A 12,555-nucleotide genomic window follows, 5' to 3' on the forward strand; every position below is an offset into this window, starting at 1 on the left:
GCCCGGCTGCTTACGCTCAGGGCGTTCACTTCAATGAACGCCAGGAGGGCTCGTGGACGTGGTCGTCGTCGGTGCGGGGGTGATCGGTGCCGCGTGCGCTGATGCGCTGTCGGCCGCCGGGCTCCGCGTCACCGTGCTCGACCGGGGTCCGCTCGCGGCGGGCACCAGTGCCGCGGGTGAGGGCAACATCCTCGTCTCGGACAAGGAGGCAGGCCCGGAACTGGAACTCGCCCTGGCTTCTCTGCGCCGGTGGCCCGCCCTTGTTGAGGATTTCGACGTCGAGTGGGAGCCGAAGGGCGGCCTGGTGGTCGCCACGGGAGACCCGGCTCCTCTAGAGCGGTTCGCGGCGGCCCAGCGTGAGGTCGGTGTGGATGCTCGGTGGATCACCCCGGCCGAGGCGCGCGAGATGGAGCCGCACCTTACGAGCCGCGTGACGGCTGCTGTGCATTACCCGCAAGACGCTCAGGTACAGCCGGTTCTGGCTACGCAGGCTCTGCTCGCGAAGGTCCGGCGCCGCGGCGGCGTCCTACGTCCCGGGGTCGCTGTCGTGGGTCTAGACGTAAGAGGCGTCCGCACGACCGAGGGCGTTATCGCTTGCGAGCACGTCGTCAACGCATGCGGTCCGTGGTCGGGAGAGGTCTCTCGGGTTCTCGGCGGGCCTATAGCGATCGCACCGCGCCGCGGGATGGTTCTCGTGACTGCCCCGTTGCCGCCTACTGTGCACCACAAGGTCTACGACGCCGACTACGTAGGCGCGGTCGCTAGCGGTGATGCCGACCTGCAGACCTCGACTGTCGTTGAATCCACTGCGGCGGGCACCATCCTCATCGGATCGAGCCGCGAACGAGTCGGGTTCGACGAGTCGATCCGCGTCCGCGTGCTGCGCGAGTTGGCGCGCAAGGCGGTCGCGTTGTTTCCAACTCTGGCCACTGTCCCGGTCATGCGCGCCTACGGCGGGTTCCGGCCCTATGCGCCAGATCACCTGCCGGTCATTGGAGCCGATCCGCGCGTTCCGGGTCTGTGGCACGCCACCGGACACGAAGGCGCCGGAATCGGCCTGGCGGCCGCAACTGGGGCCCTACTTGCGGAATTGATCACTGGTGCCGCACCGCACCTGGATCCTGAACCGTTCCGAGTGGACCGGCCGGGGGTGCTCCTGTGCGCGTGACCATAGATGGGGTGCCCTGTTCCGCGGCGCCGGGTCAGACCGTGGCGGCTGCACTGCTCGCCGACGGCCGCACTTCGTGGCGCACCACCCGAGGCGCGGGGAAGCCAAGAGGTGTTTTCTGCGGCATAGGGGTGTGTTTCGACTGCCTTGTGACGGTCAACGGGATCCCTGATGTGCGTGCCTGTCAGCGGCTCTTGGCCGAAGGTGACGACGTTCGCACGGAGGAGCCGTGAGAGTCGTAGTCATCGGAGGTGGGCCTGCTGGGCTTGCAGCGGCCAAGGCGTCGGCTCGCGCTGGGGCGGAGACCGTGCTGGTCGACAGCGAGCCGACATTGGGTGGCCAGTTCTATAGGGGCAGTACTCAACGCATTGATCCTCAAGTCCGGTACCTCGCGAACAGCACGGTCTGGGCCGTTCAGGGCCTACGGCTGCACATCCGCACGGGCCAGGCTGACAGCCCCACCCGCACGGGCGAGACCATCGAGGCAGACGCGGTAGTACTCGCCACTGGCGCACACGACCGTGTGGTGCCGTTCCCGGGGTGGGATCTGCCCGGCGTCTACACCGCAGGGGCTGCGCAAGCGCTTGCCAAGGGGCAAGGCGTCTCTATAGGCCAGCGGGTTCTTGTTTCTGGAACAGGCCCCTTCCTACTCCCGGTCGCCGAGTCACTGGTGCACGTAGGCGCGACGGTGCTGGGGATCTGCGACGCCAACACCGGCTTGGGGTGGCTCAACCACCCCCGCGCGGCGAGCCCTGCAAAGGTCGCCGAGCTCTTGGGCTACGCGCGTCGCCTACGAACCCCGTGGCGCCCCAGGACTGCGGTGGTGGCCGCGCACGGCGACGACAAGGTCAACGCTGTCACCGTGGCCAAGCTGAACCCTGATTGGACCATCCGCGGCCAGCGCCGCGTCGCGGTCGATGCTGTTTGCGTAGGCCACGGTTTCACCCCGCGCCTGGAGCTGGCCGTGTCCGCCGGGTGCGAGGTGGTGGACGGCTTCGTCGCTGTCGACCACACCGGCGCGACATCGGTACCCGGCTGGTACGCGGCAGGTGAAGTCACCGGTATCGGCGGGGCAGACCTGGCAGCCGCCGAGGGAGAGGTTGCTGGAACCGCGGCAGCTGGCGGGCCTTGTCCCACCAAAGCCCTGGCCAAGGTCCGCAGCGGAAGGCGGTTCGCCACGGCACTAGCAGCTGCCCACCCCATTCGACCTGGTTGGCAAACCTGGCTCGAAGACGACACGTTGATCTGCCGCTGCGAAGAAGTCACCTATAGGGCGCTTCGTGAGGCGATCGCTCTAGGTGCCACCGGTACGCGCACCTTCAAACTGACCAGCCGCGTCGGCCTAGGCCTGTGCCAAGGCCGGATGTGCGGCCGTTCCGCGGTCGACCTGGCCACCACCCTCGCCGCCGAGCGGCGCACCTTCTTCACCCCCGCCGACCTGCAGCGCCGTCCCATCGCCACGCCGCTGCGGTTGGCCGAACTCGCATCCCTGCCAGAGGAGGACCTGTGACCGAGCGACTTGACGGCGTCATCGTCGCCACCGCCCTGCCCTACACCCCGGACGCCACCGCGCCCGCGGGACTGCGCCCGGACCTGGACCGCTACGCCGAGCACTGCCGGTGGCTGGTGGACAGCGGCTGCCGCGGTGTTGGCCCCAACGGCTCGCTGGGGGAGTACTCCTCGCTGACCGACGATGAGCGCCGCCAGGTCGCCCGCACCGCGGTAGAGGCCGTGGGCAACGACGGGATCGTCGTCGTCGGCGTCCACGGCGTAGGCGCCCACCAGGCTCGGCACTGGGCCGAACTGGCAGCGGACGACGGTGCGGACGGCGTCTTGTGCCTGCCGCCGACGATGTACCGGGCCAACCCCCGCGAGGTCGTCGAACACTTCACCGCTGTGGCGTCCGTAGGCCTGCCGGTGATGGTCTACAACAACCCGATCGACACCAAGGTCGACCTCACGCCCGCTCTTATGGCCGAGATCGCCCAGATCGACAACGTCGTGGCGGTCAAGGAGTTCTCCGGTGACGTGCGCCGGGTCCTGGAGATCCGGGAAGCCGCTCCGAACCTGGCTGTGGTCGCCGGAGCCGATGACGTCGTCCTGGAGTCGCTGCTGATGGGCGCCACCGGCTGGTTCGCAGGGTTCCCCAACGTCTTCCCCGCCGAGTCCGTGCGCCTCTATGAGCTGGCGCTCGAAGGCAGGGTCGCCGAGGCGCGGGCGCTCTACGAGCCCATGGTCGCGGCTTTCCGGTGGGACTCGCGGACAGAGTTCGTGCAGGCCATTAAGCACGGCATGGACATGGTGGGCCGATTTGGTGGGCCTTGTCGCCCGCCGCGCGGGCCATTGGCGCCCGAGCAGCTCGCGTTGCTCGAGGCGGACATGCGCCGCGCTGTCGACGCAGTGCAGGCAGCCTGACATGCGTTCCGTCCGATGCCTACACGCCGTCGACTCCCACACCGAGGGCATGCCAACCCGCGTGATCACCGGTGGGGTGGGCGTCATCCCCGGCGCGACGATGGCCGAGCGCCGCGAGTACTTCATGGCCAACCTCGACCACCTGCGGGAGTTCCTGGTCAACGAACCGCGCGGCCACTCGGCCATGAGCGGGGCGATCCTCCAGCCGCCTACGCGGCCCGATGCTGACTGGGGTGTCGTCTACATAGAGGTGTCCGGGTGCCTACCTATGTGCGGGCACGGCACCATCGGTGTGGCGACCGTCCTGGTGGAAACGGGGATGGTTGAGGTCACCGAGCCGGAAACTCTTATCCGGCTTGACACCCCTGCCGGGCTCGTCGAAGCCAGGGTAGCGGTGCGGGATGGCCGCGCGGAGTCGGTGACCATCGAGAACGTCCCGTCGTTCTCGCTGGAGTTGGACGCGACGGTAGACGTGCCGGGTATCGGGCAGGTCCGCTACGACATGGCCTACGGCGGCAACTTCTACGCGATCCTGCCCATCGCGGACCTGGGCATCCCGTTCGACCGCGCGGAGAAGGACCGGATGCTCGCCGCCGGACTGTCCATCATGGACGCCATCAACGAGTCCAACCGGCCCGTGCACCCGGGCAACCCCGCCATCACGGGGTGCAAACACGTGCAGTTGGTGTCGCCGCGCGCCAATGGCGGTTCGCGCAACGCCATGGTGATCCACCCGGGCTGGTTCGACCGGTCCCCTTGCGGTACCGGCACTTCAGCCCGGTTGGCGCAGCTACACGCGCGCGGGGAACTCGAAATCGGCCAAGACCACATCAACGAGTCGCTTCTGGGAACCCACTTCGTGGGCCGGTTGGTGCGGGCGACCGAGGTGGGCGACCTGTCGGCGGTCGTGCCCACAGTCACCGGGCGAGCCTGGATCACCGGCACGGCCCAGTACCTGCTCGACCCAACCGACCCGTTCCCAAGGGGGTTCGTCCTGTGAGGATCGTGTCCACCTCGCCCCAGGCTCCTGACGACGTCGTCATCGACGTGCCGGAGGGCGATGCCGTTGGCGCAGTGACGCGAGCTCGGGCCGCGCAACGAGAGTGGGCCACTACGGGGCCGGCGGTTCGCGCGGCCGCGCTCGACGCTATGGCCGACGCGGTGGCCGGGTCCGACCTCGCCGCGTTGATCGTGCGGGAAGTCGGCAAGCCCATCACCGAGGCCAAAGGCGAAGTCGCTCGTGCCGTCGCGATCCTCCGCTACTACGCGCAACAGGCATTCGACCCGATCGGGGAGACCTACCCGGGCGGGTTGGCGTTCACCGTGCGCAGGCCACGCGGCGTCGCTGGGCTGATCACGCCGTGGAACTTCCCGCTGGCGATCCCGGTGTGGAAGGCCGCACCGGCCCTGGCCTTCGGCAACGCCGCCGTGATCAAGCCGTCCCCCGACGCGACCGCGTGCGCGCTGCGGCTCGCCGAACTCGTCGAAGGGCACTTGCCCGAAGGCCTGTTCGCCGTCGTCCCGGGCGGTCCGGACGCGGGGGCCGCCCTGGTCGACTCGGCCGACGTCGTCTCGTTCACCGGATCGGGGGCAGTCGGCCGCCAGGTCGCCGTCGAGGCCGCCGCCAGGGGTATCCCCGCCCAGTGCGAGATGGGCGGGTTGTCAGCCTCGATCGTGCTGCCCGACGCCGACCTCGAGCGGGCAGCCGCCGACATCGCCTACGCCGCCATGGGGTTCGCGGGCCAGAAGTGCACCGCCACCAAACGGGTGATCGCTGTGGGCTTCGGGGTCCGCGACGCGCTCATGTCCGCTGTGACCGCATTGCGCATCGGCGACCCGAACGACCCGACCACCGCCGTCGGGCCGGTGATCAACGCCGCCGCCAGGGACCGGGTGCTCGCCGCGGGCGGCAGCCGGGCCGACGGCGACGGCTGGTTCGTCCGGCCGACCCTCGTCGGACCCGGCACTCGGCTCGACCGCGAGGAGGTGTTCGGGCCGATCGCCACCATCACCGAGGTCGCCGACGTCGACGCCGCGATCACCCTCGCCAACGCCACCGACTACGGCCTCGTCACCGCGCTCTACACCGCCGACCTGGAGGCCGCGCTGACCTACGTGCAGCGGTGCGAATCCGGGCAGGTGAAGGTCAACATGCCCACCGCGGGCGTCGACTTCCACCTGCCGTTCGGCGGTGAGCGCGGCTCCGGGTACGGCGGCAAGGAGCAGGGGAAAGCCGCGGCTGGCTTCTATACCCTCAGCCGCACCGTCCAGGTGTCCCAGTAGTTGAACGTCCCGACCAGGTGAACGTCCCGACCAGGTGAAAGAGGTGTCCAGATGAGCGACCGCCCTGCCCGACGAGACCCGTCGAGGTTGGTGGAAGCCGAGGGTTTCCGCGATTTCGTCCGCGACGACTGGGGCCCGGCCGACCGCAGGGTGCACCTGGTCGATGGCGCGGCTGAGGCCGCGGCCGCGCACCGCGCCCGGCTCTCCGCCGCGTTCCCCGGCAAGCGCATCGCCATTGCCGCGGGCATCGCCCCGACGAGGTCCAACGACACGGACTACCAGCTGCGGGTGGACAGCGACTTCGGCTGGCTCACCAACTGCAGCGCCGAGGGCGCCGTCCTGGTCATGAACCCGGTCGGCGGCGGCCACGACGCCGTCCTGCACCTGCGTGAGCCCGCGGGTCCGAGTGAGCCGGACTTCTTCGCCAGCGCCCGCGACGGGGAGCTGTGGATCGGTGCCGTGCCCGGCCTCGCGGAGTGGTCGGAGGCGCTGCAGATCGAGTGCAGGCCGCTGGAGGATCTGCCCCGCTCGCTGCGCGGCCAGCTGCCGGAGGTCCTCGCCGCGAAGGGCGTCGACCCACTGCTCGACGCCCTGGTCGGGGCGCACAGCCCGGAGCTGCGCACCACCCTCGCCGAGCTCAAGCGGATCAAGGACGACTGGGAGATCGGGCAGCTGCGGGCGGCCGTTGACGCCACCGTCCTCGGCTTCGCCGACGTGGCTCGTGAGCTGGACACGGCCGTGCGCGGTGGTGGTGAGCGGTGGCTGCAGGGCACCTTCGACCGGCGCGCCCGCGCTCTCGGCAACGGCCCCGGGTACACCTCTATCGTCGCCGCGGGCCCGCACGCCCCGGTCCTGCACTGGACCAGGTGCGACGGCCCTGTGGCCGAAGACGGCCTGCTGTTGCTGGACGCCGGTGTCGAAGTCAGCACCCTCTATACGGCCGACGTCACTAGGACCTTCCCGGTCGCAGGTGAGTTCACCGACGCCGAGCGCCGTGTGTACGACCTCGTCCTTAAGGCGCACCTGGCGGGTATCGCTGAAGTCAAGCCGGGGCGCGACTACCGCGCCTTCCACGAGGCGGCCATGGCTGTCCTCGCCGAGGGCCTGCACGACTGGGGCATGCTGCCCGGGTCGGTGGAGAAGTCGCTCGACCGCAACGGGCAGCACCACCGCCGCTACATCGTGTGCGGCATCGGCCACTTCCTCGGCATGGACGTGCACGACTGCGCCCGCGCGAGCGCCGCGTCCTACCACGAAGGCGTCCTCGAACCGGGCATGGCGCTGACCGTCGAACCCGGCCTCTACTTCCACCCCAACGACCTGACCGTGCCGCCGGAGCTGCGCGGCGTCGGGGTGCGCATCGAGGACGACCTGGTGGTCACCGCCACCGGCGCCGACGTCATCTCCGACGCGTTGCCCATCACAGCCGACGGGATCACCGAGTGGGTGCGCGACCGCCGGGGGTAGCCTCGGGTCCGCTGTAGACAGGGGACTTGAAGGAGGGACGTCGTGACTGACCACGACGAACGGCAAGAGGGGACCGGCAAGCACGCGGCGCCGGAGGGGGCCGAGCGGCACCCGTTGATCGACCTGTCGCGCGACCCGAACCCGGGCAAGCCCGACCACGCGGCGCCCGAGGAGGACTGACCGCTGGGCCAGGTGCGGGCAAGTCGCCCGCGCCTGGCCATGTGCCCGCTGAGCTCGTCGGGCGGTTCGCGTTCGAACATGTGTTTGAACAACCGGCGCCGAGCGGGCAAGATGGGCGCCATGCGAACGTATGGTCGACAGGGGTCGGTCGCTCTGCTCGCCGCCCGGCTGACCGAGGCCGCCGCGCTCGGGCCTGTGACGGCGCTCGACCGCGTTCGCCAGGTCGCCGAGCACGGCCAGGTGGTGGCCACGGCCGCCGCTGCCGCCTCGCTGTCGCGGGCGCTCGAACTGCTCTGGCAGCGCGGCTGGCTGCCCGCAGAGGCCGTCGCGGCGGTGCCGAAGGCGCTGACCGCCCTGGTCACGGCGGCCATCGGGCACGAATGTCGCCGCTACCCGACCGCCAGGCTGCACCCGGTGTGGCGCACGCAGCTCGCGGAGTTGGACGGCACCCCGATCGAGCTGACCGAGCCGCTGGTCCCCAGCCTGAGCCAGGTCGTGGAGCTCGTCTCGGTCCTGATGGCCCTGCCCCAGTTGCCCCGCCTGGTCCCGGGCCCCTGCGAGGCCGCCGAGCAGGCGAGCGGACCCGCGGTCGACCCGCGAGTGATGATCAAGGTGCGCGGCCTGCTGGCCAAGGCCGAGTCCACCCCGTTCGCCGCCGAGGCGGAGGCGCTCTCGGCCAAGGCCCAGGAGCTGATGTCGCGGTACGCCTTCGAGCAGGCCGTGATCACCGCCGACCACCCGCAGCAGGCCGCCGCCCGCCGGATGTGGCTCAGCGGTCCCTACCAGGTGCCCAAGGCCCAGCTGGTCGACGCCGTGGCCACCGCCAACCGCTGCCGCTCGGTGTTCTACCCCCGCCTCGGCTGCGTCGGCCTGGTCGGCCACGAGACCGACCTGGAGATCACCGAACTGCTCGCCGCGTCGCTGGCCACCCAGTCCACCCGCGCCATGGCCCACGCCCCCGGCCGCACCCGGGCCTACCGCCACGCCTTCCTGGTCGCCTACGCCCACCGCGTGCACCAGCGCCTCACCGAGGCCGCCGCCCACGTGCGCCCCACCGCAACGGCCCTGGTCCCAGCCCTGGCCTCCCGCGAGGCGGCCGTGGAAGCCAAGTTCACCGCCCTCTACCCCGGCATCCGCACCCGCCGCACCACAGCCACCAACCCCTCAGGCTGGACCGCAGGCCTAGCCGCCGCCGACCAAGCCGACCTCCACCCCCACCGCCGCGTCGCCAGTTAGCTCACTGCCACCTCGATCCACAGTGGACGTCCATTTAGGGCGCCTGGCGCAGTTCGTCTACCAGGCTTGCGTTGTCCTGGTCGCCGAAACCCCTTTCGGCTCGTCGCGCCATCAGGTTGACCAGGTCCTTGCCCGCCAGGTCAACGCCATCGAGCGTCGAGGTGACCGAGTCGTCGTCGAGGAGGCAGACGACGACCAGGCGGTTGGCCGCGACGGCCGCGGCCGCCGAGTCGGCCACCGTCGCGCCGGGGAGCGCCTTGGCGGTGCGGTTCCACACGGTCGTCCGGATGCCCGCGGTGAGCCAGGATTGTGCGATCGCGGTGCCCATCGCACCGAGTCCGAGGAGGGTGACTGCCATGGGTCCAGGCTGGTCGGAGTGGGTGCGGTGATCAAGTACGCACTATGAAGTCAGTGCCCACCCCCCGGCTTGGGGCACCCTGGTGGCATGGCCACCACCCCCCGCCCCAGCGGCGCCTACCACTGCGGCATCGACGCGGCGATGGACGTGATCGGCGGCAAGTGGAAGGTGCTCATCCTCTGGGCCCTCGACGAACACCCCTGCCGCTTCGGTGAGCTGCGCAGGCACCTGCCCGGCATCACCGAGAAGGTCCTCACCAGCCACCTCCGCGAACTCGAATCCGACGGCGTGGTCCACCGCCACCCCTACAACGAACTCCCCCTCCGCGTCGAGTACTCCCTCACCCCGCGCGGCCGGTCCCTCAACGCCGCCCTCGCCCCACTGGGCACCTGGGGCCGGGAGAACGTCATCGGCACCTGAACCTGTTGCCACTGCTCTCCGGCGAGGGAATCTCCGTCACGAAATTGTCGAGGTCGGGCTGCCTTGCCGCTGGTCGGGCGAGTGACCACACGGTGATCTCGCCGGGCTTGCGCGGGTGCGGCACCGCGCGCACCACTCGCCAGCCCTGGCGTTGGTACTAGCGCACCAGGCCGCGGTTCCCGCCCTCGCTGTCGCTGAGCACACCGCGACGAACCCACTGCCGCCCCTGCCGGGCGGCACGGTCGAGCGCCCAGAACGCGATGGCCATCCCCAGCCCAGCGCCCGCCCGGCAGGGGTGGGTCACGGTCGATTGCAGGAAGATCGCCGACTCGGCGCGTTCAGTCGGGTTCGGCGACCTGGTCAGCGAGGTGCTCGGCCGACTTCACCCACCCGCGCCACCGGCCGATGCCCTGGTCGCGCATCCACTCCGCCCGGGTGTGCACCAGGTCAGCGACCCCATCGCGGTCCGCCGCTTCGGCTGGTCGAATCACGTACATGGATGCGCTGCGCCGTTAGCCGTCGAGCAGGGCCGCAGCGTGGCGCTTGAGCGGTTCGGCCAAGTCTGGGTAATCCCCACCCTCGATCCGGCGTGACAACCGAGCGACGACGTAGAGCTGAGCGAGTCGTCCAGCACGGGTGTCGAGTACGTCGGCGTAGACCTCCCGCACCCGCTGGGCCGTCTTGGGAACCAACAGGCTGTACGACAGCAGCGTCGCGGCATCGGTCCCCGCCGGTCCCCGTCCCCACAGTTCCCAGTCGAGTAGGCCGAACTCGGGGCCGAGCAGGTTCGCCCAGTGCAGGTCACCGTGCACTGTTTCCCACTTGTGCACGGTGGAGTCGACGGCTTGGCCGAACCGCTGCACCAGCCGTTCTGTGACCTTGTCCTGCGTGCTGTTGACCCGCTCAGTGGGCGTCGCCGCGACGGTGTCGGTGGTGCGGCGCAGCTCGGTCCACCACGCGTCCGGCAGGTCGACCGCGATCCGCAGGACGTCCGTCGGCGAGCAAGCTCGGCCAGGTACCAAGGTCATCAACTCGGCTCGCTGCTGCCGCCACTCTTCCCACTCGAACACGTCCAACACCCGCGGCTTGCGGAGGTCGGTGAACACGTTCGCATCGTGGTTACCGGTCCAGAAGTCGCCGCCGGTCCACTGCTTGTCCTCGGACACGACCCGCAGCCAATGGTCGGTACCGTCCTTGCTGACCGCCGCGCTGATCGACCGATCGAGCCATCCGGCCAGGGGCACACCGACGACAGACACCCCGAAGTGGCCCGCTGCGCGAGTCAGGTTGTCGTGCATCCACTTCTTGAACCGTGCATCGGCTTCGCCGGTATCGGTCGTCAACGCCTCGCCCCTTCACGCGTCGGTGATGTGCCGAAGGTACGCGCTGGGGTTGTCGAGGTAGCGGCGCCAGTGGGTGACCAGTGCAAGGTCATCCCACTTGGTCCGGCGTAGTCCGTGCTCGCCCACCTCGACAATGTCAGCCCCGGGAGTCGAGGCCAGGATCGGCGAGTGCGTCGCGCAGATGACTTGAGCACCTGACCGGCCCAGTTCGTGCATGAGCGACACCAATTGCAGACAGGCCGTGAAGGACAGCGCCGACTCGGGCTCATCCATCACGTAGAACCCGGGGGCACGAAACATCGAGCGGAACACGGCGAGGAACCCCTCACCGTGGCTCATCTCCGCGGTGTTCTCCTCCCAATACCCGGGAACACCGCCAAGGTTCTCGGTCATGCTGAACGCGGTTTCAGCTCGCAGGAAGAAGCCCTTCTTCTTCAGACGAGGACCGGCCAACATGCGAGCGCCCTTGGCGGTGGTCTCCAGTCGCAGCACTTCACCCAACGCCGTCTTGGACGGATTGGCGTTGCCTGCCTTGCGGGCTGCTCGCCCGCCGCGCGCGTCCAGCTTGAACCCCTCGGCGATGGCCTCGACCAAGGTCGACTTGCCAGAACCGTTGTCGCCGACGAGGAAGGTGACCGGGTGCGTGAACTCAACCCCGCGCTCGACAACCTCCGCCACGGCGGGCACGGAGTAAGGCCACTGTCGGTAGTCGTCGGGACGTAGGGACTCAGGCACGTGCGCGCGGCTGACGAACACTCACCCTCCTAGTCGTAGTTGGGCTGGCAGCCGCCCTTGGGACCGCACGGACCGCTGCCGGTGGGCCAGCATTGCGGAGTGCACGCTGGCCCACAGTTCGGCCCACACTGAGGGTCGCACGGCTTGCCGGAGTGCGGCGTCGCCGCGAACTGCTGTTCCAGTTGGGCGATGGCCTCCGCCAGCGCCGGACCGCTCAGGATCTCGGCGAGAGAGTCCTGCCGGACGTTCCCGACCGGCATCCACCGAGAGAACACACAGGGCCACACCGACCCATCCGGTGCCACCGCCACCTTGCCCTTACCGCAGTGCCCGCACAGTTGCGACACGTCCGGCTCTACGGTTCGGACGCCGCGGCCAACTTGGCGCAGGTGGTCGACCCGCACCTCACCGGTGACCCCGAGCGCGGTGAGTTCCTCGCGAGCCTGCTCGACTCGCTGCTCATCCGCGACGTCAATCAGTCCAACGCGCAAGGGGATCGAGCGGCGCCCAGCCTCAGCGATGTTCGCCTTGGTGCGCTTGTAGCTACCGCGCCCCTTGGTGATCGCCTCATGCTCGGTGGCGCTGTCGCTGTAGTAGCTCGTCGCGAGCTGAACCCCCGGTTGGGTGAAGACCTCCCACAGGCGTTCCGGCACGTGCACAAGGTTACTGAACACCTCGACTTGCAGACCGCGCCCCAGCGCCCGACCGACGAAGTCAGGCAGCGAGCGGTGCAACGTGGGCTCCCCGCCGATGAACTGCACCATCTCAACCCCGAGCCCCGCAGCCTGGTCGATGACGCGCTCCCAGTCCACTGACCCCATCTCGCCGTGAGTGCCGGTCGGCCCGGACTCCGCGTAGCAATGGGAGCACTGGAGTTGACACTTTCCGGTGATCTCCAGCCAGAGGAATGACAAATCGTTCAACTCAACCCCTCGGTCTAGTTGGCGCAA

General features: G+C 69.5%; 15 protein-coding genes. 10 read left to right on the forward strand and 5 right to left on the reverse strand.

What is annotated here, in order from left to right; translation table 11 throughout:
- Nucleotides 1-58 precede the first annotated feature (58 nt).
- The 9 genes from JOD54_RS07830 (at nucleotide 59) to JOD54_RS34970 (ending at nucleotide 8,749) form a co-directional block, all read left to right on the forward strand.
- Entirely contained in the window at nucleotides 59-1,168 is a 1,110-nt protein-coding gene (locus JOD54_RS07830) for an NAD(P)/FAD-dependent oxidoreductase (protein WP_204456138.1), read from the forward strand.
- Nucleotides 1,159-1,401: a (2Fe-2S)-binding protein gene (locus tag JOD54_RS07835; RefSeq protein WP_204449892.1), complete on the forward strand. Its 243-nt coding sequence runs from the start codon at nucleotides 1,159-1,161 to the stop codon at nucleotides 1,399-1,401. The genes JOD54_RS07830 and JOD54_RS07835 overlap by 10 nt, the downstream gene beginning before the upstream one ends.
- Complete coding sequence (locus tag JOD54_RS07840) at nucleotides 1,398-2,678, forward strand: NAD(P)/FAD-dependent oxidoreductase (RefSeq protein WP_204449893.1); 1,281 nt, start codon at nucleotides 1,398-1,400, stop codon at nucleotides 2,676-2,678. The genes JOD54_RS07835 and JOD54_RS07840 overlap by 4 nt, the downstream gene beginning before the upstream one ends.
- Entirely contained in the window at nucleotides 2,675-3,583 is a 909-nt protein-coding gene (locus JOD54_RS07845; RefSeq protein WP_204449894.1) for a dihydrodipicolinate synthase family protein, read from the forward strand. The genes JOD54_RS07840 and JOD54_RS07845 overlap by 4 nt, the downstream gene beginning before the upstream one ends.
- Nucleotide 3,584: 1 nt before the next feature.
- Nucleotides 3,585-4,583 carry a proline racemase family protein gene (locus JOD54_RS07850; RefSeq protein ID WP_204449895.1) on the forward strand — a complete coding sequence of 333 codons (999 nt, stop codon included), beginning with the start codon at nucleotides 3,585-3,587 and terminating at the stop codon, nucleotides 4,581-4,583.
- A gap of 5 nt (nucleotides 4,584-4,588) precedes the next feature.
- Entirely contained in the window at nucleotides 4,589-5,866 is a 1,278-nt protein-coding gene (locus JOD54_RS07855; protein WP_307859879.1) for an aldehyde dehydrogenase family protein, read from the forward strand.
- 51 nt (nucleotides 5,867-5,917) lie between these two features.
- Complete coding sequence (locus JOD54_RS07860; protein ID WP_204449897.1) at nucleotides 5,918-7,333, forward strand: aminopeptidase P family protein; 1,416 nt, start codon at nucleotides 5,918-5,920, stop codon at nucleotides 7,331-7,333.
- A 42-nt stretch (nucleotides 7,334-7,375) separates the two neighbouring features.
- Nucleotides 7,376-7,513 (forward strand): hypothetical protein, encoded by a 138-nt coding sequence (locus JOD54_RS07865; protein ID WP_204449898.1) that lies wholly within the window; start codon nucleotides 7,376-7,378, stop codon nucleotides 7,511-7,513.
- Nucleotides 7,514-7,633: 120 nt separating this feature from the next.
- A complete protein-coding gene (locus JOD54_RS34970; RefSeq protein ID WP_275592647.1) occupies nucleotides 7,634-8,749 on the forward strand; it encodes a DUF2786 domain-containing protein in 1,116 nt (371 codons plus the stop codon).
- 34 nt (nucleotides 8,750-8,783) lie between these two features.
- Here JOD54_RS34970 and JOD54_RS07875 read toward each other — a convergent pair whose 3' ends face one another.
- Complete coding sequence (locus tag JOD54_RS07875; protein ID WP_204449899.1) at nucleotides 8,784-9,107, reverse strand: NAD(P)-binding domain-containing protein; 324 nt, start codon at nucleotides 9,105-9,107, stop codon at nucleotides 8,784-8,786.
- Between the two features lie 87 nt (nucleotides 9,108-9,194).
- Here JOD54_RS07875 and JOD54_RS07880 point away from each other — a divergent pair, with 87 nt between their 5' ends.
- On the forward strand, nucleotides 9,195-9,527 hold the full coding sequence (locus tag JOD54_RS07880; RefSeq protein WP_204449900.1) for a winged helix-turn-helix transcriptional regulator: 333 nt from the start codon (nucleotides 9,195-9,197) through the stop codon (nucleotides 9,525-9,527).
- Nucleotides 9,528-9,865: 338 nt separating this feature from the next.
- Here the strand turns inward: JOD54_RS07880 and JOD54_RS07885 are convergent, their stop codons facing one another.
- The 4 genes from JOD54_RS07885 to JOD54_RS07900 are packed head-to-tail and all read right to left on the reverse strand — an operon-like array spanning nucleotide 9,866 to nucleotide 12,555.
- Nucleotides 9,866-10,024, reverse strand: a complete 159-nt coding sequence (locus tag JOD54_RS07885; RefSeq protein WP_204449901.1) for a hypothetical protein — start codon at nucleotides 10,022-10,024, stop codon at nucleotides 9,866-9,868.
- 15 nt (nucleotides 10,025-10,039) lie between these two features.
- Complete coding sequence (locus JOD54_RS07890) at nucleotides 10,040-10,870, reverse strand: phosphotransferase (protein WP_204449902.1); 831 nt, start codon at nucleotides 10,868-10,870, stop codon at nucleotides 10,040-10,042.
- Nucleotides 10,871-10,882: 12 nt separating this feature from the next.
- The gene (locus JOD54_RS07895; protein ID WP_204449903.1) at nucleotides 10,883-11,626 is read right to left on the reverse strand and encodes an AAA family ATPase; all 744 of its coding nucleotides are present in this window, start codon (nucleotides 11,624-11,626) and stop codon (nucleotides 10,883-10,885) included.
- A gap of 8 nt (nucleotides 11,627-11,634) precedes the next feature.
- Nucleotides 11,635-12,555, reverse strand: coding sequence for a radical SAM protein (locus JOD54_RS07900; RefSeq protein ID WP_307859880.1), 921 nt, complete (start codon nucleotides 12,553-12,555; stop codon nucleotides 11,635-11,637).

This window comes from Actinokineospora baliensis, assembly GCF_016907695.1.
GTDB classification, from domain to species: domain Bacteria; phylum Actinomycetota; class Actinomycetes; order Mycobacteriales; family Pseudonocardiaceae; genus Actinokineospora; species Actinokineospora baliensis.